This is a genomic window from Egbenema bharatensis FJBBOT/2019, from assembly GCF_048077055.1.
Taxonomy (GTDB): domain Bacteria; phylum Cyanobacteriota; class Cyanobacteriia; order Elainellales; family Elainellaceae; genus Egbenema; species Egbenema bharatensis.
The window spans coordinates 1,803,716-1,825,412 of sequence record NZ_CP182236.1; the positions used below are offsets into that span (position 1 = coordinate 1,803,716).

Consider the following 21,697-nt stretch of genomic DNA (forward strand, 5'->3'; position numbering starts at 1 on the left):
TTTGTTTTAATGCGTTTAGCCTGACCCTACCCCTTTCCTAGAGAATTTGCGATCTACTGATGTTAGCAATTGCCAGGTAAACGACTTTGAGCGCAGAATCATCGGTTGGGAAAGCTCGATGATTTTTGAGGACTTTCCTGAGGGTCATGTTGAGGGATTCGATGGCGTTGGTGGTGTAGATAGCTTTGCGAATTTCAGCTGGAAAGGCAAAGAATGGGATGATGCGTCCCCAGTGATTCATCCAGGACTTGCTGATGGTCGGGTATTGTTTATCCCAAGCCTCTGCAAACTCAACTAGCCGCTGTTCTGCCTGGTTTTCAGTGCTAGAGGTGTAGATCAATCGCAGGTCAGCAGCAACTGCTTTGCGATCTTTGTAGGAGACATAGCTTAGGGAATTCCTCCCCATATGGACAATGCACAACTGCACCGTCGTTTTGGGAAAGACCGTCTCAATGGCATCGGCAAAGCCTGTCAGTCCATCGATACAAGCGATGAAGATGTCCTTGAGTCCTCGATTCTGTAACTCTGTCAGAATCGCTAACCAGAATTTGGCAGATTCATTCTGAGTCATCCACATCCCCAGTAATTCCTTGGTACCGGACAAGGTCACCCCCAGAGCCAGGTGGATCGCTTTGTTGACCACTCGTCCGTCTTGGCGAACTTTGACCACAATCGCATCAAAGTAGACAATCGGGTAGAGCGCATCAAGCGGTCGATTTTGCCAGAGTTTGCGTTCCGCTTCGACCGCATCAGTGATGTTGGAAATCAGTCCAGTCGATACCTCCACTCCATAGAGGTCTTGCAATTGAGCTTGAATATCACGAGGACTCATGCCTCGGGCATACAGGCTGAGAATCTTGTCATCAAACCCGTTAAAGCGAGTTTGTCCCTTCTTGACGATGATGGGCTCAAATTCACTGTGACGGTCACGGGGAACCGCGATCTCAGCTTGTCCAAACTCGCCCTTGATTGTCTTCTTGCTGTGCCCGTTGCGACGATTGCGAGCCGTTTTGCCCTCACTGGCTGGTTCAGAGGATTGTTCCTCCAGATGCGTTTTCATCTCTGCATTCAAACACCGCTCTACCAAGGCTGCCGTCAATTGTTTGACAATGCCCTCGTTGCCTAGGAGGTCTTCCGGGTTCTCGTAGCCTTGGAGCAGTTCATCGAGTAATTCAGGTCGAAAAGTCATAGGGTTGTGTCTCAAGTTCTATAGTTCATTAGATCTTGTTTTATTCTCTGACACAATCTAATTTACAATCCCTCGCCATGTCCTCAATTATCTCGCCGATGCTTGCTATGCCAAGCGTCGGGGCTTGCCTGCCCCTTCTTTACTTCCGCTTCCCGACCTACAGCAATCCTCCTGACTACCTGGCTAACCCTGTGTACGGATACAAATTCTTCTTGGCGCGTTAAATGAATAGTCTGCATATTCGCCAGCATGATGTTCTTCCATCACGACATCATCTTTTGACCATCCTAAGCACTCAAAAAAGAGACGGTCAATCACCTGAAACCGGGTATTGGCTTCGTTTCTATGTGCTGGTTCGTACCAAGCGATGAGACGTTCTAGATTTCGTCTACATTCCTCGTAGTCAGCAGTCATGTCGATACCCATACAATTACGAGCAACTTTCTGGGGAGATTAAGTAGATTCTAAGAAAAAAATCTAACATCGTCATCATGACCCTGACTACCAATGAATAAGCTTCGGGATGCCCCTGCCCAGGATTGAATCGGTATAACGTTCCGCTTAACCCGCCGCAGACAATCTCAAACACGCACAGACAATCCTTCGGCGGTCGGGTTCAAGCGGGTTGTTATGCGGCCATCACTTTTTATAGTCTTAAGGCAATGGGATTCCTGCTGAACGAATAGCCAACTTGACTGCCCCTTTAACTACATCACTCACTGTTGCATCCCCCAGCGATTGCCCCCACTTCAACAACTTATCTTTGACTGTTGAATTAGTTTGAGCCTGAGTTGCCATGTCTTTAGCTACCTGCTCTTGAGCAACTTCAACCGCTACGCCTCGCCTTTGCAACTGCTCGATCAAGTCTTGAATCTGAACCGCTGCATGAGTCAAGTCTTGGCTCATATTGATGTAATTACCCTGAACATATGTTCCGCTATTCGACTCGATGTAGTTGCCACCACCTGTATTAATGTTTCTGTCTCCACTCATAGTACTATTCTCTCCTATTTGAACATTGGCTGCTTGAATTTGATAACTAACCTGGGATGTTGGCGCTGAAAGAAGTCTTTCAAACATCATTGAAAGAGCTGAATCTTTTGCTTTTACCTCTCCTTGCAGTTGAGCTATTTGGAGTTCAAAATCAAAAGTTTTCTGTTCTAAAATCTCCTTTATCCTGTCGCTATTTGCATTTGATGGATGGCTAACTTTAATTGTCACCAAGCCATCATCTAGAATTTTGTACTCTCGAAGAAAAAGCTCCCCACCATATTCATCTAGAACCTGGACATTGGATTCGTTAAAGGCATACGCAAAAGCTTTCCAAGGAACATTATCATAGAAGGTTAACTCAATAATATTTTTGGCAACTTGAAAACGCTTGGAAAACTCTCCTAGATTAAACTCACCTTCGCTTGGGCACCGTTCTTTCCTCCCAGTCCTCAAATAAATGTACTGACAGTCAATATTCTGCAATTTTGTATTCTTGTTAACATTCCAATCTTCTATGCAAACACCTGTGAATTCAGTTCGAGAAAAATCTGCTCCTAATGCTTGAACACGGCACATTTCAGCATTGGTGAGAAATGCTTCCACAAAACTGGCTTCGTTAACATTTGCGCCTGACAATTTAACGTCGATAAGTTTTGCTTGGCTAAGATTAGCTCCTATAAGGAGAGCTTCGCTAAGATCAGCATCCTTCAAGATAGAGTTATTTAGGCTTGAACCACAAAGACTTGCTCTCACAAGTTTCGCATTACTGAAGTCACTATTTACAAGATTTGAATAGTTTAGTTTTGTCTTATTCAACTTTGTTCCTATAAATGTTGCTGCTTGAAGGTTTGCTCTGTTTAAAGTTGCCCCACTAAGTATAGATCTACTAAAATCAGCTCCGCCTAAGTCTGCCTCACTAAAATCAGCTTCACTCAGGTCGAATTCAATAAATCTAGCCCCCCTAAGATTGGCTCTATTGAAATTAATCTCAAAAAAATCTAAATCCCTTAAGAAAATAGTCTTGCCAAGATCAAAATCAGCTAGTGATAAATCAGGAATAACGTCTGGATTCTTCATCCTCCAGCTATTCCAAGCATGAACACCTTGCATAAGCATTGCTAGATGTTCTTCATTAGCCATTGTCAATCTCCTACGCCTTTGGGTCTAATCTAGACTAAACAGACACCTCCTATTTTTCTGCTCTAAGGATTCACTTCTCCCAACGCCTGCAACCTAAAGATGTTGTTTCAAACACGCCTTGCTAGCAACCTGAGGCGGCATAACTACTGTTTATGCTGACTCTCCTACCTAAATTCCGTCTAACACCCCGTAGCAAGGTAGTTAACCAGAATCAAAGTTGCATATCGCCTCCTCTGGGGGTAGTTATACCGAATATTAACCGCATAATAGCCCAAATCGGAATGTTATACAGAACTCTGTCGGGCTATCTACCCGAATTCAGGTGTTATGCCGAATCAAGTCGTGATAATCACCCTCATAAAGGCGTTTAGCCAGATCTTGTTCTGTATAATACGCCGATCGAAGGGGGTTATGCCGATCGCCTCAGCAAATCTTCAGGATCAGTATGCAGGTAAGAGATATAGCACTTGAGACATAAGCACTACTTAACGATCATCCGAAACCCGATCGCCCTTGAGAACTCAAGCAGGATAGTTTGGGGATAGTCGATCGAACATTGGTGCGATCGACTACTTCATAGACAGAGCAGGCAAGATGCCCACCTCAAAATGGTTGGGGCGCACTGCTGTGCGCCCTTACATCTATTGTGTACCCCCAACGTCTGACTTAGAGCGTCATCGATCGCACATAAATTCTCATAATCTCACCGGGTTCTTTGGTGGTGGCTTGTTGGATTTGCGAGAAGGGTAAGGGACGTGACCAGTTTTCGACGCGACAAAAGTCGCACTGGTACAGACGAGCGATCGTGATTTCCACATCATTGGGTTGCCCGATCATCAGGATTTTGACCGATCGCCGGGCAGGGGAAATCAGCCGATCGCCTGCGGGAGGCAGACCGAACAGTTTGTCGGACATGGTTTGTAAATCTCCTTAGGTTCCAGGGTTTGAAGAAACCCTAGAGACTAGCCCTCGTTCAGACAGGGCAAGGAACAGACATCGGGTGCTATGATACACCCTAGCCTGGACTAGCTTGAGTAGTCTGGGTCAGGAGGTTGAGCGTATTGCTTGTCACGGCACGCTTGACCTCCGTTAGAGAATTTCGTCTCCAGGTCATCCAGCTACCCCCCAGGTCTGTGCAACCCAAAAGATAGCTATAGCTGATGAGCGTATCATCAATCGATCGAGTAAATCAAGTCACCATTGCTACGATTGCATCATTTTTGCGATCGCTTGATTTTTCCCTTGCCGATATTAGAATCGTGAATTCCTTCACCAGTCAATCATTTCACCTGTTTAACTGGGCGGGCAAGATGCCCACCTCACCAGGGTTTCAGATAATTCAATTTGCATTCCTTAAACAGATATTAGTCAGATATTAGTTAGATATTAGGCGGGAAGGAGCCTGATCAAACGCTGAGGCGATCGCACTCCAGGCAGGTTTACGATGGAGCAGTGAGTCAAGCGGCAGGGGACGGGGAGCAGCCCCATCTGATCGCGGACGAAAATTCGTCAGCCAGGTGTAGCGATCGCTCAATCCCCAGGTCAACACAGCAATGACCGCCGGTTCCTGTAATACCGCATCCAGATAACTTTGGTAGGTGTGCGCAACAGCCAGATCCCGTGGATGAAGGGCGCGAGGTAAATCCTGATCGACCACATCCAGTTCAGTCACCATGATTTTTAATCCCAGGTCTGCCACTTGCCGCAAAAAGTCCCGCAGTACAACCGGATCAAAATCAGTTTCGGCTGCTCGCAAATGAGCCTGCATTCCCAGAGCGTGAACCGGGACACCACGGGCAACTAATGCTCGCAACAGCCGTAAAATGGCTTCCCGTTTCGCGGCATCTCGCGGAATATCATAATCCAAATCGTATTCATTCAGAACCAATAGGGCATTTGGATCGGCCGCGGCAGCGGTGTGAAAAGCAATGTCAATATAATCAGCACCCAACAACCGTTTCCAGGGAGTATCGCGTAATCCATCGGCTCCCTGCCCCACCGGATCGATTGCCTCATTCACCACATCCCAGGAATGCATTTGTCCTGCATAATGTCCGACCACAGTACGGATATGCTCAGTCAAAACCTGCTCGGCATTTTGGTGCGTGACAACCTGATCAAACCATTCGGGAAGGGCTTCATGCCAGACGCAAGTGTGTCCCCGAAACTGCATCCCATGGGCTTGAGCAAAGGCTGCTAACCAATCCCCTCGCGTGAAATCAAACTGCTCTGGAGATGGACGTAAGGCTTTCCACTTCAAATCATTTTCAGGCACAAACAGGTTGCATTCTCGTGCGACCGCCGAAGCAAAGGCTGCATCCTGCTGCATTTTTCGGGCCGTAGAAGCTGCGCCATACAATAGCCCTTTTGCTGCCGCCCGATCGCTCAGGGGTATTGCTGCTTCTAAGGCTGGATCAACCATTGCCATGAATAAGGGATGCGTCCAGGATGGTTTAGCGGTACTCAACCACTGCGTCCCCAGAACAGTAGCAGCAGTTTGCAAAAAGAAACGACGATTCATATTTGCGATTCACTCGTTGGGTTAAAACGATGATCTGCCGAACAAAACAGCTATCCGGCAAATAAAGAGAACCTGAAAGTTTGAGGGTTTTGTTGTCATTGGCAGTTAGAATTTAAATTCACTTAATTTTTTCCATGTTCGTTTTGTAAGTTGAACTGGATGATGAAAGCCAATACCAGCGACCTTTAATGTCAGTATAGGCTTTGTATATTGAGTAACGTTGAATATTGCGACCTGCGGACTATGACGACACCCGCGACCTATGCTCCCCCCGTTGATGCCCTGCTCCGGGTTGGAGACAAATATCTGCGCTCTTACCACGGAAAATGGGCTAATTACCCCGAAATTTATGGTTTTACAGCTGAACATATTCCTGAACTCATTCAGATGGCGATCGACCCTGATCTTAACTGGGCCGATTCAGAAAGTCTGGAGGTTTGGGCCCCCGTTCATGCCTGGCGCACCCTGGGACAACTCAAAGCGGAAGCGGCGATCGAACCCTTGCTGTCTACCTTTAATGAGATGGAAGAGAGCGACTGGTATAGGGAAGATATGCCTGATGTGTTTGGGCTGATTGGCCCGGCAGCACTGGTTCCAGTGAAGGACTTTCTGGCGAACCCAGAGAACGAATTCTATTGCCGTTGGTCAGCCGCTAGTAGTTTGGTCAAGCTGGGCGAAACCTATCCAGAGGTGCGACAGGACTGTGTTGCTGCCTTGGCAGAACGACTGGAGCCGTTTTCTAGAAACAGCCGAGACTTTAATGGCATGATTATTTCTTGCCTGATCGATTTGCGGGCTCAAGAAGCGGCTCCCATCATCGAACAGGCCTTTGCGGCTAAATGGGTTGATACGTCCATCTGTGGCAGTTGGACTGATGTGCAGTGGGAACTGGGGCTGATCTCGCAGGCAGAGGTCTATGCTCGTCGTCATCACGTCGATGCTGAGAGACTTAAATCAAAGCCAGCAAAACCGCGATCGAACTCCACCAAGGGGTTTGGGGCAGGGATATCCAAAAAGTCACAGAAAAATCAGGCCAAATAGTTGGCGAACATATTGGTCAAATATTGGTCAAATGTTGGTCAAATGTTGGTCAAATAGAAAAATCACTAACCCAAAAACGGAATGGATTAGCGGGGCATCGTAGACTGTAAGTCATCGATCGGCGCGAATTCATAGGTACCGCCATCTGCCATTAGCGACAGAAACAAATGACCATCTTGAAGCGTATACGATCGCACATACTCCCAATCTTGGACAATGCGATCGAAAAGTGAACCCGGTGGGCAAAGGGCGCGAGTCGTTGCCAGTGGACCAAACACAAGCTGATGCGGTTCTTCAGATATCCAGGTGCCCCGTCCCCGGTTACAGTCAATTTGCATATTGATCTGACCTGCCGCAGTAAACGTGATCGTGTATTTCGTCGGATCATCGGGTATTAAAACAGTGCCATCACCGCTTTGAAACTGGACAAGCTGCCAGGACGTACCACCCAGATCATTCATTGCATTGGAAGTTTGAGAAGTTAAAGGGGGATGTAAAGTTTGATCATTCGCAACTTGCTCGACGAGATCAAGGCGATCGTTCCAGGGATCCATTGCCATAACTGCACGAGCCTCTAAGGTAAACATCATTAGATCCGGTTGGGCTGAATCGGTTTGTGTCCAGGGGGGCAACCCCTCGCCATTGGGATCGCCGGACTTGGCAAAATTAGCGAAATAGGTATGAAAGAGCTGTGCCATTGCCCGATCGGATTCCGTTACCGCCTCACCATAGCGGGCATCTAACGTATCAAACAGATAGGGCAATTCGCTGGCGTGTTCAGCTCCCAAAACCTCTGAACGCAGGGATTCAGCCACATAGCCGAAGCGATAGAGCCAGGCAGGGTTTCCAGCAGTCCTCATCTGGCGGGCTACGAAGCGGGCGGGTTCGTGCATAGTAATGTCTGCGGCAATGGTAGTGATGACTGCTCCGGGGGGGAGAGTGCCATCGGGATTGTAGGTGACGATCGCCCTTTCCGCTGCCGCACCAAAGAAGGAAAACGGATTTTCTAAGGGCGGAAAAGTAACGGGAAGATCTGCACTGGTCGTGCCAATCAGAATCGGAACGTTAGCTGCTTCACCCTGTCGCAGAATTTCTCCTGGCATAGCAGTGATCAGTTCCCCATCAAAAATCGGGCCGCCTGCATAGGTCGGAGGTTTCGTTAGCAATGCCAGCATATTCAGGTCGCCATTGACCTGTTCGGCTGGTAAAGCTTGCAGGGCTTCCAGAGCTTCAGTTCCGTCAGTGGTAATCCCCACACTTCGGGCAAACTCAATGCCGCTGACTTCAGCCGAGGGCAGTTCTGGAGTGCCTTCCCTCAGGTTTCGCAAACTGCCCAGAAAGGTTCGTCCACCACCGGAAAGAACGATCGCCTGGTGAAATAATCCCTGCGACGCTGGCGAGGTGAGGTGATGCATTACGGAAATGCCACCCGCCGATTCTCCCATCATTGTCACCTGATCCGGATTGCCACCCAAGGCACTGATATTACGCTGTACCCATTGCAGAGCCGCAAGCTGATCCAGTAAGCCGTAGTTGCCAAGCAACCCTTCTTCAGCAGCCGTTAGGGCAGGATGGGCAAAAAATCCAAGCCGCCCCAAACGATAGTTGAAGCTCACAACGACTAACCCCTGCTGGGCAAAGGCACTGCCATCATAGATTTCTGCCGCTGCACTGCCATTGACAAACCCACCTCCATGAATCCAAACCAAAACGGGTAAGGGTTCCTCTAACCCAATCGCCGCAGGTCGCCAGACATTCAGCACCAGGCAGTCTTCAGACATCGTGCCACCACTGGCAGCCGCATCCCCTGGTAAGGGAAGCTGAATGCAGTCATCACCATACTCGATCGCCGGACGAACCCCCTCCCAGGGTGCAACAGGCTGGGGAGCCTGCCAGCGCAATTCATTAACCGGCGGAGCAGCATAGGGAATTCCCTTAAAGGAAAGCACCTCCCCAGTCACAGAACCTTCGATCGCACCGCTATCCAATTGAACGATTGAGTTGCCCCCTTGCCCTGACGTTGGAGGAGTAGAGACGATCGCAATTAAAATGGATATGATAATTACGATCGCATATCTGCGGTTCCTCATTTGTGGCTTCCTTCTAGCAGCATCTCTACGATCGCAGAGTAAGCTAATTCAAGCCATCAAACGGTATCCTTCCAGATTTTTTTCATATTTCGGAACGGTTGGCTATTGCTTGACCGCCAGAATCTTGGTTACATCTGCCACTGCCTTTACTTCTAGACCAAGCTGGAACTTCAAAGACGGTGGATCAATGAATCCATTTCGGATCAGATGAGGAAGGAAAATATTCAAAACCTGCGATTTCACCGGAGAAAAAGCGATCGATGTCCCCTGTAATCCCTTGAGCGTATTTTGACAATCATAATCAGGACATTGACTGTATAGCTCAACTAACGTGAATTGATCTTGATAAACCTTCTCCGTCAACAACGGCAGGAGGGGATAGAGTGCATTATCAGGAGACTGTTTCACCTGCTGAATTAACTCAGTTTTCCACTGGCTATAGGGCTGTTTTTCAATGGTGTATCCGTAGTAGCGCAACAGTTCAAACAAGTCAGCCAACGGCAAATCCTGCCCAGGGGGTGGGGTGATATGGAAGGTTTTGCCCAACTGTTCTGGCTGGCTGGCAAGATGCACGATCGCCTGGCTGGCATAATCCACTGAAATCATTTGCTCTTTGCAGGTACCAAAATCGGGGGAACATCCCATTTGAATGCAGCCTTTCATGATCCGGGAAATGTAGTCTTTAGGATTGTGTGCCCCTGTTTGACGATGACCCACAATAAACCCAGGACGGTAAATGCTCACTGGAACCCCCCGGCTTCTGGCGAGATTAACCCGCTTTTCTGCCACCCATTTGCTCTGAGCATAGCCATCATCCACCGGCAGGAACGGCAAACTCACGTCAATATCAATCTCTTCATGAACGACTTTCTTCCCAGTGAAATAACCGATCGCCCCAAAAATGCCGATAGTTGAAATGTGGTGAACCGGAATCAGGCGTTTGCGGCAGGCAAGTTTAAGAATTTCCTCTGTTCCTGAAACATTGGCAGCTTTGAGGAGGGAATAGGGTTTGATGAAATCCACCGTCGCCCCACTGTGATAGATTCGATCGATCGTCCCTGCCAGTTCATCAAACTGCTGATTCGACAATCCAAGCTGCGGCTGCTCCAGGTTACCCGGAATCACAACCACACGCGAGTTCAGATCTGCATGGCGAATCTGGTAGTTCTCCAGAATTTGCTGAAGTTTGGTCAAACCTTCCTGCGGGTGAGCACAGCGGACTAAACAGTAGATCGTGGCCTGGGTTTGCAACAGTTCATGCAGCAAAAAGGCTCCTAAAAATCCCGTTGCCCCCGTGAGCAGAATCGATCGGGGTTCATCCACCCAATGCAGTGTTTTCCCGTGGCCAGTCACCTCTGAGGATAAAACCACTTCTGCTGCCAGATCGATCGGGTGGAGCGATCGCGCATGACCTGCCTGGGCAGATTCAATCCATTGGGCTAATCCTTCGACCGTGGGGTTGGCGTAGAACTGAGCGACGGGAACCTCGACTTGAAAGGCATCGGTAATCTGAGTCAGCAACGTGACCGTGAGCAGCGAATTCCCACCCAGTTCAAAGAAATGGTCGCTGACCCCGATCGCCCTCATACCCAAAACCCTTGACCAGAGTTCGACCAGTTGCGCTTCCATGCGAGTACGGGGTGCCCGGTGGACAGCAGTATCAATGCGGTAGTGAGGTTGAGGAAGCTGGCGGCGATCGACTTTACCGGAGGGGGTGAGGGGCAGTTTGTCTAATACAACCAGGGCCGACGGGATCATGTAGTGGGGCAGTTTGGGCTTGAGAAATTCCCGCAGTTTCTGTTCCAAACGGGATGGATTGGAGGCTGCCAGGTGTACTTCAGTCGAATGCAGCACCACATAGGCAATTAACTGTTTGCTGATTCCTTCAGTCACCACAACAACCGCATCCTGAACCGTGGGTTCCTGCATCAAAGCCGCTTCAATTTCAAACAGTTCCACCCGAAAGCCGCGAATTTTGACCTGATGATCCACCCGCCCCACAAATTCTAACTGGCCATCAGACCGTTGCCGCACCCGATCGCCCGTCCGGTAGAACCGATCGCCCGGTGCATCAGGAAGCTGAATAAACCGCTCTGCCGTCAACGCTGGACGATTCATATATCCCCTGGCCACACAAACTCCTCCCAGGTACAATTCCCCGACCTCACCCACGTCTACAGGTTGGAGCAATTCATTGAGCACACGGATTGTCGTTGCTCCGAGGGGATAACCGATCGGTAACTCACCCTGCTTGGTCAGTTCGAGGCTGGATAAATCGCTGACGGTTGCAACCACCGTCGTTTCGGTCGGGCCATAGGTGTTGAACAATTGCACCTGTCCGGCTCGTTGCTGCCAAAGGGCAAACCGTTCTGGCATAGCCCGCTCTCCGCCAATAATCACCAGGCGCAGGGAGTTGGGTAAGACCAGTTTTGCCAGTTCATCGGTCAAACAATGCCAGAAGGCAGTCGGCAAAGACAAAACGGTGATTCCTAAAGCCTCACATTGGGATAAAAACGTTTGAATGGTACTGAGCATGGCATCGGTACGCAATACCAGCGTTGTTCCCCGAATCAACGAACAGAAAATTTCTTCGATCGCCGCATCAAATCCAATGGAGCAAAATTGCAACATTCGATCGGTTTCACAGAGTTGATACTGGGTCGCCGCCGCCTGGGCATAGCTCACCAGCGATCGATGCTCAATCATCACCCCCTTGGGAGTTCCCGTGGAGCCAGAGGTGTAAATTACGTAGGCAAGATGGTGGGCGTTTGTATCGGTAACAGGATTACTTTGGGACTGCGCTGCGATCGTTTCCTGAATTTCGTCCAGACAAACCACTGCATTGACCAGGGAAGCAGAAAATGAAGTGTTTAAATCTTCAGTGCTGTATTCTTCAAATAACCACTGTTGCAGCCCCTGCATGGTCAGAACGACAGTGATTTGAGCATCATTCAAAATACCAACTAATCTTTCTCTGGGATAGGTCGGATCAAGGGGTACATAAGCTCCTCCAGCTTTTAAGACAGCCAAAATCCCGACAATCAGGTCGATCGATCGATCGAGGCAAATGCCCACCAACACCTCCGAACCCACCCCCAGACATTTTAAATAATGGGCGAGCTGGTTGGCGCGGATATTGAGTTCGTCATAAGTCAAAGCCTCTTGCTGATCAGCCACAGCCAGTTTTGCTGGAGTTTTCCGCACCTGGGCTTCAAACAAATGATGAATGCAGACCGCATTGTTGCAGGATCGCTGATGATCCGGGCGGGTCGTCAAAGCGAGGGCTGGTTGAATCTGTTTACTATCGCCGATCGCTGCTTCCGTACTCATAATCAGGCTCCCTCGCTAATATAAATCCTTGGAATTACGGAACGAGTCAGTATTCGTTCCCTGGAATTGCAGTCTGTATCGCAAAAGTAAGTAGTCTTACTTAAGAGAAATCAACAAATCCTAAACCTTGTGCAACAGTAACTTTACTCACCTCGGTACTCCAGCGTAGATTCACTAGAGTTTGCGAATCCGTAAAATTACTGTACTGCGCAGTCAATATTGAATTTATAGAAATCAGCAACCGTAGAACCTCTCAAACTTAGAAGCTCATAGATTTTTTACAATGTTTTATTTTTTACATATACCGAGCCGCTTGATGGTGCAATTTGACCGTAATAATGCTGAGAAGAGCGAAATAGGAAGCAGGGAAAAGGGAAGGGAAAGGGAACCAGCAAACACCATTTGCCGAAATTTTGTATTGGAATGCGCTGATTCTCGACTCTACGCGATATAGATCATGTAGACCCTTCAGGGCAGTTAGCTGCCGAATTGCTGGTATAACAGGTGCGAGGTTGGATCATGAAAAAGAATCGGTTCTTCTCAATGCTGGGGGTGGGGCTAACGATCGCTACCCTCGGATGGGTGCAGGAAGCCAGTGGGATGATGCAGCTCGAATCGGAGTGGCATAACTGCTTGACTCGTGAGGTCTTTACGCCAGAACAGCAAGCCTGGTGCGATCGCCTAAGTGAACTGGCTCAACTGCCAGAACCTGAGCCTGCCAATGACTCATTTCCTCTGAAAGATACTCTGTGGTATCTGACGAGCTACATCAACGAAGCGGGGGAAACGGTCGCCGCTCAAACCTACATCGAGCCTCCTTCCCTGCTGTTTCGGGATGGGCAGGTGGGGGGCAGTAACGGCTGCAACCGTTTCTTTGGTAGCTATGCGCTGGATGAAAATGGGCTGGATGAAAATGGGCTGGATGAAAATGCGCTATCCATTCAAGTCGGCGGTTCAACCTTAATCGCTTGCCCTGAAGAATTTGCCGCCCAGGAAACTGCCTTTTTAACGGGTCTGACTCAGGTGACCCGGTTTACGATCGCCAACGATGAATTACAACTGCTCAATGCCGAGGGAGAGGCTTTGTTGACCTTTAGCCCCGCTGATCAGCCAAGTCTCACGGGCACCCTCTGGCAGTTGATTGGCTACAACAATGGTCAGGGGGGAGTCGTTTCTCTGATTACAGATACTCGGATCACGGCCACCTTTGACGACGAGGGGGGAATCACTGGCTTTGCGGGATGTAATCACTACATTGCTCCCTATCAGGTGACTGAAACCGCGATCGACATTAGTCCTGCCATCAGTACCCGCAAACTCTGTAGCGAACCCGAAGGGGTAATGGCGCAGGAGACAGCCTACCTGCAAGCCCTGGAAACGGCCATTGTTTTCACGATCGAAGGCAATACTCTGACCTTAAGAACTGATACTGGCGCAACCGCAGCCCGCTTTAGAGCTGAAACGGAAGACTAAACCAGGCAGAATGATTAACAGGTCATTGAATTCCCGATCCTCAGTCAACCGCAGCTTCTAATTCCTGATTTCCTCATTCCTCAGCTTCCCCCTCATGGGCGAACCGAAATTCCCGCCCCGATCGATCGGTGTGAAAGACGTATTCCTGGGTCAACGTCGTCAGGGCAATGCGATAGCCCGGAGTAATCACCTGGGCGCAAACTTCATCCTCGGTAGAAACGCCCAGACAGGCATCTGGCCAATCGACCGCTTCCGCCGAAACAAATAGCACTTCATGGCTGGGAATCCCCGTTTTGCTAGAGACCACGGATTTAAGGTCTTCAATCAGTTCAGCCGGAGGACTGTCTTCCGCTGCTTCTGGGGCAAGGCTGCCATTTTCGGGGGGAACCGTTCCCGGAGAGGCGATCGTTTCCGGGACAGGAGGTGCAGCAGAACCATTGGAGCCTGGTCTACCCAATAGGAGAGTCGAACTACAGGCAATCACCAAACACAGCAGGGCGATCGTCAACCCCACAGATACAGATCGATTCATAAGCCAATGCTACGTCCATCATCGTCATAGCTCCACTTTACTCGGACTATTCCATCTCAGAGTGAGCCATTGCCGGGTTCTCGACTACCAACGGTTCTGGCTCAGTCACAAAGCGTCATGAATTTTAAAGATTTAGTGTGATGCTACGAACACGGTATGATTCAACAGGGATGCTTAAACCACCGTAAACCCCTATCGGTTCGCGTTGTTTTGGTGGTTTTGTGCAGCGTCCTGATGGTCTTCAGCGTTTGAATCCCAAATTCCCATGACGATCGAACCTGCACCCTATGCTAAGTCATCGGTTTCCGCCGGACAAAAGAAACTCTGGATGGCTGCAATTAAGCCACCGATGTACAGCGTCGCCATTATGCCGATCGCCCTGGGAACGGCCGTCGCATATTGGGATACGGGAATGGTGGATCTGAATACTTTCTTCACCTTTCTGGTGTCTGCGGTTCTGATTCTAGCCTGGGAAAATCTGAGCAACGATGTATTTGACTCGGAAACCGGAATCGATCGCAACAAACCCCATTCCCTGGTTAACCTGACCCAAAATAAATCGCTGGTATTCTGGTTGGGCAATCTGTGTCTGGCAGCGGGAATTTCCGGCATCTTGTCGATCGCCTGGAATCAGCAGGATTTCATGATTTTGGCTCTGATCGCCCTGTGCTGCCTGCTAGGGTATGCCTATCAGGGACCGCCCTTCCGTCTGGGCTATCAGGGGCTTGGGGAAATTCTCTGCTTCTGGAGTTTGGCCCCCTGGCGGTATCTGCTGCCTACTACAGCCAAACCCAATCGGCATCGCTGACCAACCTGGCTGCATCGGTGATTCTGGGCATCAGCACAAGCCTGGTATTATTTTGCTCCCACTTCCATCAAGTAGCAGATGACATTGCAGCGGGCAAACGATCGCCGATCGTCCGTCTGGGAACCCAGCGAGGGGCTGCTCTTTTACCCTGGACTTGCGGCAGCGTTTTTGGCTTGACAACCCTGTTTGTCCTGCTGGGCATTTTTCCAATTCCAGTGCTATTGGTTCTATTCGGGCTTTCTCCCGCGCTCCAACTCTGTCGCCATGTCCGTGCTTACCACGATCAGCCGGAACAGGTCAGCAATAGTAAATTTATTGCCATATCGTTTCACTTTTGGAGTGGTTTATTGTTGTGTCTGGGTTTTCTAGCTTAATGGCTTGAGATTGGCTTGATGGCTTGATGGCTTGATGGCTTGATGGCTTGATGGCTTGAAAGACGCAGCAAACCGAAAAATTCCTTGGCACAAAGTGAATTCATCAGTACAATTCAATACTATAAGGAGACAGATGTACAAAGTTGCAGGGTGCAGTGCCGACCGCGTTTTAGCTTGCGCTTTGCTATCTTAGAAACTATCCAGCACCCCTGGTAAGTTTTCGGATAGGGTCTTAGTACTTTTTGATGTGCATACTTCGCATGGAATCGAGGATGAGCCAGCGAAAGACCAGTCTAACCGCCTTTAGACGATCGCCCTTAAATCGATCGCTCTTTCTGTGCAGTCGTTTTACCCCCCCTATGCCCATGACGGAGGCTCTTGTCCGTTAGCCCTCACCGACCGAACGTGCCGGAGGCTGAGGGAAATCACCCAGCCCCCTTGATTCTGCTGCCTAACCATCCGCAAACTGGTGCATCGGTTGTGCCCTCCCCTACACCAGGGTACGAGTCCGAACCCCTCTGGATTACAGATGAACTGTTGTTTAACTATCAACGCTGTCGGCGGCGATCGTATCTAGATGCTTATGGTGACCAGCAGCACTGTGCTTCTCCCAGCGACTATCTGATGAAGTTGCGGCAGGATAGTCTGGCCCATCAAATGGAGATTTTTTCAGAATCGCCAGCCCATCGCCCCGAATATCCCCGGCAGGATTGGGCGGCGGGAGCCAGGGCCACCCTGGAACTGATGGCACAAGGGGTCGATCGAATTGTTAAGGGGGTTCTGCATGTATCGCTGGATAATGGCGTGCATTTGGTGAGCTGTCCCGACTTGCTAATTCGCCAGCCTGGATATTCCCTGTTCGGGGATTGGGTCTATGTGCCGATGGACATTCGGTTGGGCAAACGCCCCAAGGTCGATTATCAGGTGGCCGCTGCGTTCCATGCCTACGTGCTGGCTGAGGTACAGGGAGCCTGGGCTGAAACAAGCTGGTTGATGCTGCGTCAACGAGGTGCCTACGCCGTCAATCTGGTGGATATGCTGCCCAGAATGCAGGAGATTTTGCAGGACTGTATTCATACCCTCCGGCAGGATGAAGCCCCGGAGGTTTTTATTGCCCATAATCGCTGTGATTTATGTCAATGGCTGGGGCACTGTTATGGCATTGCCCAATCGGAACAGCACCTCTCCCTGCTGCCGGGTGTGACACCGAGTCGATACGCTCACCTGAAAGAACTCGGCTTGCTCACCCTGGAAGATTTACACCAGGCTAATCCTAAACTGCTGGAACCCTTACCGGGTTTTGGTTGGCAAGTGACCCATCGCTTGATTCGCCAGGCCCGAGCGACGCTCCACAACCAAGCTCTACCGGATATTCTATTTGCTAATTCCCTGACGGAACCCCTCCTATCCGTAGAAGAGTTACCCACTGCGCCGATCGAGCTTTATTTTGATATCGAAGCAGCCCCCGAACAGAATTTAGTGTATCTGCACGGCATACTGGTGGTCGATCGTCAGTCCGGCACTGAAACGTTTCATGCGTTACTGGCAGAAACCCAGGCGGAAGAGCAACTGATCTGGGAACAGTTATTGGAACTGATGTGGCAGTATCCCTATGCTCCGGTTTTTCATTTTTGTCCCTATGAAGTGCAGACGATGAAGCGGTTGGCGGAACAATACAACACCGATTACAGCTTGATAGAACCCTTGCTCGATCGCTTTGTGGACTTGCATGAACGGGTAACACGGGTAGCCATTCTGCCAGTAGAAAGTTACGCCCTGAAGCCGATCGCCCGCTGGATCGGGTTTGACTGGCGCAACCCGGAGGCAAATGGGGCACAATCCATCTGCTGGTATGCTCAGTGGGTCGGGACAGGCGATCGATCGTTCCTGGAGGCGATTTTGCATTACAACGAGGATGACTGCCGGGCAACCTATTGGGTCAAAAATTGGCTGGTGGAATTCTGTCAGGGCCGCAATGGTTGATCAGGACAGTAGGTAAAGCTTGATCGAGGAAAGGGCGGGCAAGAGGCCCACTTCACAAGATAAAGAGCAGGCGAGATGCTCACTTCACAAGAACAAAGAAAGGGCAGGCAAGAGGCCCACCCCACAAGAGCTATAGTGTGTGATGCAAGGAGATCTTTAAGCTAGTTCAGGGACTTTAGGGATCTTCAGTCCGGCATCCGATTGAGAGTAGGTGCCTAGTTCGATCGAAACGGGTTCCACGTTCCAGATTTCGCGGCAGTACTCAGCGATCGTCCGGTCAGAGGAGAATTTGCCCATGCGCGCGACGTTGAGAATTGACATCCGCGTCCAGTTCTCATAATCCCGGAAGGCCTGGCTCACCTGCTCCTGACAGTCTACATAGGACTGATAATCTGCCAGCAGCATATATTCATCGTGGTTGAGCAAGGAATCGATAATCGACATGAACAACGTCGGTTCCTTGGGTGAGAAGAAGCCCGATGCCAGTTGATCGATCACCTGCTTGAGGGCGGGATTGGAGTTGTAGTAGTCGATCGGTCGGTAGCCCTGCATTTTCAGATCTGTGACTTCCTGAGCCGTTAAGCCAAACAGGAAGAAATTCTCTGCTCCGACTTCCTCGCGGATTTCGACGTTTGCTCCATCCAGCGTCCCAATGGTCAAGGCGCCATTCAGGGAGAACTTCATGTTACCCGTGCCAGAGGCTTCCTTTCCAGCCGTCGAAATTTGCTCCGATAGATCGGCAGCTGGGTAGGCAAACTGTCCCAGCGAGACGCTGTAATTGGAGACAAAGACCACCTTCAGCCGACCGCGCATATCCGGGTCGTTGTTCACCACATCCGCCACGGAGGTGATCAGCTTGATGGCCATCTTGGCCATGAAGTAGCCTGGAGCGGCTTTCCCACCGAAGATCACCGTGCGGGGCACTATCTCCAGATCGGGATTCGCCTTGATCCGGTTGTAAAGGGTGATCACATGCAGGGCGTTGAGGATTTGCCGCTTGTATTCGTGAATCCGCTTGATCTGGATATCGAAAATGGAATTGACATCTACCTCAATGCCGTTGTGCCGCTGGATGTACTGGGCAAAGCTGAATTTGCGATCGTGCTTAATTTGCCGCCACCGGGCGCGGAACTGTGGATCATCCACAAAGGCCTCTAGCTTGCGTAACTCATCCAGATCCTTCAGCCAGCGATCGCCAATTTTCTCAGTGATCAGTTCCGCCAGGGGTGGGTTACTCATCAGCAGCCAGCGGCGGGGCGTGATGCCGTTCGTTTTGCTCTGGAACTTCTGGGGCCACAGTTCGTAAAAGTCCCGCATCAGTTCCTTTTTCACCAGTTCCGTATGCAGCGCTGCCACCCCGTTTACCGTATGGCTACCGACACAGGCCAGGTGGGCCATCCGCACCTGCTTCTCTTCCCCTTCTTCAATCAACGACATCCGCATCAGCTTACCCGCATCCGACGGATAGCGTTGCCGCACTTCCATCAAAAACTCATGGTTGATGGCGTAAATAATTTCCAGGTGACGGGGCAACAGGCGACCAAAGAGGCTAACAGGCCAGCGTTCCAGAGCTTCTGACAGTAGGGTGTGGTTGGTGTAGGCAAAGGTACGCCGAGTAATATCCCAGGCATAATCCCATTCAAGCTGATGTTCATCTAACAGCAGGCGCATTAACTCTGCTACGCCGATCGCTGGATGGGTGTCGTTCAACTGAATCGCGGCTTTATCCGGGAAGGCATCAAAGTTATTGTGCTTGCGCAGGTAGAGGCGAATGATGTCCTGAAGGGAGCAGGAAACAAAGAAGTATTGCTGCTGAAGCCGCAGTTCCCGTCCCTGGGGGGTATGGTCGTTTGGATAGAGAACCTTAGAGATGTTCTCCGAGAAAGTCTTGGCGGCAACGGCCTGAGTGTAGTCTCCAGCGTTAAACACATGGAAATCGAAATCCTGACCGGCCCTGGCCGCCCACAGCCGCAGGGTATTCACCGTATTGCAACCGTAACCCGGTATGGGAATGTCGTAGGGCGTGCCGTAAACCGTAATTCGGGGCATCCAGCGAACGCGGTACTGTCCAGACGCATCGGTGTAGGACTCGGTGTGCCCGCCAAACTTGACTTCCACCATGTAGTCTGGGCGAGGAATTTCCCAGGGATTGCCAAACCGTAACCAGTTATCCGGGCGTTCCACCTGCCAGCCATCCCGAATTTCCTGGTCAAAAATCCCAAATTCGTAGCGGATGCCATACCCGATCGCCGGAATTTCCAGCGTCGCCAGGGAATCCAGGAAACAGGCTGCCAACCGTCCTAGACCACCATTTCCCAACCCCGGTTCTTCTTCTCCCTCAATCAGACTATCTAAAGAAAGCCCAGATTCCTGTAGAGCCTGGTTGATCGGTTCGTACAGCCCCAGGTTGATCAAGTTATTAATTAACAGACGACCAATCAAAAATTCCGCCGACAGATAATAGACCACTTTAGTGTCTTTTTCATAGTAAGCCTGGGCAGTCTTAATCCGACGATGCACCAACCGATCGCGCACGGTATAGGCTAGCGCCATGTAGTAATCGTAGAGGTTTGCGAAGCTTTCATCCTTGCCCTGAATGTAGTAAAGATTATCGGCCAGGGCCCGTTTCAACGCTTCAACCGTTGTTCCGGTGCGATCGTCTTCCACATAAACCCGAAGATCATTTGGCTGAGTGTTCATAAGCTCGGCTCGTTAACAACACTATTTATCTACTGTTCGTTTACTGACCCATCTACTCACCTGTTCAAAGCGAGCCTCATGCATTTCAGGAGCATTGATTTCAGGAGCACTTTTAGGGACACTGCTCATGAATGGTTCACTGTCCGCTGGTTCGATTGGTGCAGATCACCCTAAGCAGGTTTTCAGTATAACGACTGAATGGCTTCTCCCTGGCCAAGCTACATCCTTCCTTAAGATTAGGGGTCTTCAGATCAGGGGTTCGCTCTCGCTGAGTGCGCAGGAGAAATCGTTTGCCCCATCTTATCTAAGAGGTTAGGGGAGTTTTTCCAGAACCGCATAGCATGATGCTGGAGTTACTTTTGTTACCTGTCCCCTTACTGAACCCGTTACTGCTCCCACGGGTGAATGAACGCTTACCTCTAGACGAATCATTACCTGAGATGGTTGCCTCACAGCCATTCTGACCGCAATCTGTTCTGGCACCAATCACGAAGCCGGGGCCTGTTCTGCTGAACTTTCCGGCGCAGCAATCAGCACCACATCCACCCGATCGTCTGCCAATTGACGCACCTCTGCCCGCAGACCTGGGCCAAAAAACCGCTCAATTTTCTCCCGTTTCTGCTGCCAGGTATCAAAACTAATCAAGGGCGAGTCAAACTCCAGCACCAGCCCATAGGCTCCCTCCACTGACTCCTCATGGATACCTTCCAGGACTGGACGCTCCTCATCCGTAGGATCCAACCCCAGGTAATCCAACGAGCTATCCAGATGGGCTTCCTGTCCGTAGCGGTAACGGGTGACATCTTTACGAATCTGATTTTGGGTAGAAGTGGCTTGCGCCTCTCGCAGAGCCAGGACTTCTGGGGTTGTGGGGTTAGAAAAAGGAACGGGCTTCAATTCAGCCGCTTTCAGGGCTAATCCACCCAGGAGGATGGGAATGCCGTAGAAAAAACCCACCAGGTTCAAGGTGGGATTATTCATGGCATAGGCGACAAACCCGACGATCGAGAGCACCCCTCCCACCACTAAACCCAGTGTTCCTAAAGAAATTTGACGTAACATAGTCCATGTGCCCCGCAACTCACTTAGAACCTATCCGAGAACCCCGTCAGGGGTTTTGGATGCCAAAAACTCTAGCGAGTTTTCGGATAGGCACTTAATAATTATTCATCATCTTGTGGAGTTTTACCCATGTCTGATGCCCAAGTAGACCTGAATCAGTTGCGCGATCGGTTCAAATTTATCGAAGGCAAACGGGAAGTGCTCCTGCGCCTCCTGGAACAACCTGATTTAGGAACCTTGAGAATTGATGTCAATCAAGCGATCGAAGAAATTGATGAACTGATCGATGATTTCAAGCGTACCTTCCCAGACTGAAGCCAGTCGCTCAAAATCATCAGAAAAAGTAACGAAATATCACATCATTTCAGTCTCGACTCCCGATGCCCCCTTCTTCCCCTGCCAATCTGCTATAGGTAGAGATTGGGAAATTAACCGCCTGGGAGGAGATCCCCAGTCTTCAT

At 50.0% G+C, this 21,697-nt stretch carries 13 protein-coding genes and 2 pseudogenes; 5 read left to right on the forward strand and 10 right to left on the reverse strand.

Annotated elements, in window-relative coordinates:
- Positions 1–52: 52 nt before the first annotated feature.
- The 5 genes and pseudogenes from ACM1PF_RS08460 to ACM1PF_RS08480 all read right to left on the reverse strand — a co-directional run.
- Positions 53–1,189 (reverse strand): annotated as a pseudogene (locus ACM1PF_RS08460) (IS256 family transposase); the annotation flags it as partial.
- Positions 1,190–1,372: 183 nt separating this feature from the next.
- Positions 1,373–1,615 (reverse strand): hypothetical protein, encoded by a 243-nt coding sequence (locus tag ACM1PF_RS08465; RefSeq protein WP_416673984.1) that lies wholly within the window; start codon positions 1,613–1,615, stop codon positions 1,373–1,375.
- Positions 1,616–1,843: 228 nt separating this feature from the next.
- Entirely contained in the window at positions 1,844–3,322 is a 1,479-nt protein-coding gene (locus tag ACM1PF_RS08470; protein WP_416673985.1) for a pentapeptide repeat-containing protein, read from the reverse strand.
- 666 nt (positions 3,323–3,988) lie between these two features.
- Positions 3,989–4,237, reverse strand: coding sequence for a hypothetical protein (locus tag ACM1PF_RS08475; protein WP_416673986.1), 249 nt, complete (start codon positions 4,235–4,237; stop codon positions 3,989–3,991).
- Positions 4,238–4,697: 460 nt separating this feature from the next.
- The gene (locus ACM1PF_RS08480) at positions 4,698–5,843 is read right to left on the reverse strand and encodes an endo-1,4-beta-xylanase (RefSeq protein WP_416673987.1); all 1,146 of its coding nucleotides are present in this window, start codon (positions 5,841–5,843) and stop codon (positions 4,698–4,700) included.
- A gap of 243 nt (positions 5,844–6,086) precedes the next feature.
- On the opposite strand from ACM1PF_RS08480, the gene ACM1PF_RS08485 reads away from it, so the two are divergent.
- Complete coding sequence (locus ACM1PF_RS08485; RefSeq protein WP_416673988.1) at positions 6,087–6,884, forward strand: HEAT repeat domain-containing protein; 798 nt, start codon at positions 6,087–6,089, stop codon at positions 6,882–6,884.
- Between the two features lie 86 nt (positions 6,885–6,970).
- Here ACM1PF_RS08485 and ACM1PF_RS08490 read toward each other — a convergent pair whose 3' ends face one another.
- Both ACM1PF_RS08490 and ACM1PF_RS08495 read right to left on the reverse strand, forming a co-directional pair.
- The gene (locus ACM1PF_RS08490) at positions 6,971–8,974 is read right to left on the reverse strand and encodes a carboxylesterase family protein (protein WP_416673990.1); all 2,004 of its coding nucleotides are present in this window, start codon (positions 8,972–8,974) and stop codon (positions 6,971–6,973) included.
- 102 nt (positions 8,975–9,076) lie between these two features.
- The gene (locus tag ACM1PF_RS08495; protein ID WP_416673991.1) at positions 9,077–12,304 is read right to left on the reverse strand and encodes a non-ribosomal peptide synthetase family protein; all 3,228 of its coding nucleotides are present in this window, start codon (positions 12,302–12,304) and stop codon (positions 9,077–9,079) included.
- Between the two features lie 519 nt (positions 12,305–12,823).
- Between ACM1PF_RS08495 and ACM1PF_RS08500 the strand changes: the two genes are divergently transcribed.
- On the forward strand, positions 12,824–13,777 hold the full coding sequence (locus ACM1PF_RS08500) for an META domain-containing protein (RefSeq protein ID WP_416673993.1): 954 nt from the start codon (positions 12,824–12,826) through the stop codon (positions 13,775–13,777).
- A 73-nt stretch (positions 13,778–13,850) separates the two neighbouring features.
- Here the strand turns inward: ACM1PF_RS08500 and ACM1PF_RS08505 are convergent, their stop codons facing one another.
- Positions 13,851–14,309, reverse strand: coding sequence for a hypothetical protein (locus ACM1PF_RS08505; RefSeq protein WP_416673995.1), 459 nt, complete (start codon positions 14,307–14,309; stop codon positions 13,851–13,853).
- A gap of 328 nt (positions 14,310–14,637) precedes the next feature.
- Here ACM1PF_RS08505 and menA point away from each other — a divergent pair.
- A pseudogene (menA, locus tag ACM1PF_RS08510) lies at positions 14,638–15,491 on the forward strand (2-carboxy-1,4-naphthoquinone phytyltransferase).
- 378 nt (positions 15,492–15,869) lie between these two features.
- Positions 15,870–17,474 carry a TM0106 family RecB-like putative nuclease gene (locus ACM1PF_RS08515; protein WP_416673997.1) on the forward strand — a complete coding sequence of 535 codons (1,605 nt, stop codon included), beginning with the start codon at positions 15,870–15,872 and terminating at the stop codon, positions 17,472–17,474.
- Positions 17,475–17,630: 156 nt separating this feature from the next.
- On the opposite strand, the gene ACM1PF_RS08520 is transcribed toward ACM1PF_RS08515, so the two are convergent.
- Both ACM1PF_RS08520 and ACM1PF_RS08525 read right to left on the reverse strand, forming a co-directional pair.
- Positions 17,631–20,174, reverse strand: coding sequence for a glycogen/starch/alpha-glucan phosphorylase (locus ACM1PF_RS08520; protein WP_416673998.1), 2,544 nt, complete (start codon positions 20,172–20,174; stop codon positions 17,631–17,633).
- 486 nt (positions 20,175–20,660) lie between these two features.
- Positions 20,661–21,236, reverse strand: a complete 576-nt coding sequence (locus tag ACM1PF_RS08525) for a DUF2854 domain-containing protein (RefSeq protein WP_416673999.1) — start codon at positions 21,234–21,236, stop codon at positions 20,661–20,663.
- Positions 21,237–21,365: 129 nt separating this feature from the next.
- Here ACM1PF_RS08525 and ACM1PF_RS08530 point away from each other — a divergent pair, with 129 nt between their 5' ends.
- Positions 21,366–21,551 (forward strand): hypothetical protein, encoded by a 186-nt coding sequence (locus tag ACM1PF_RS08530; RefSeq protein ID WP_416674000.1) that lies wholly within the window; start codon positions 21,366–21,368, stop codon positions 21,549–21,551.
- Positions 21,552–21,697: the final 146 nt, after the last annotated feature.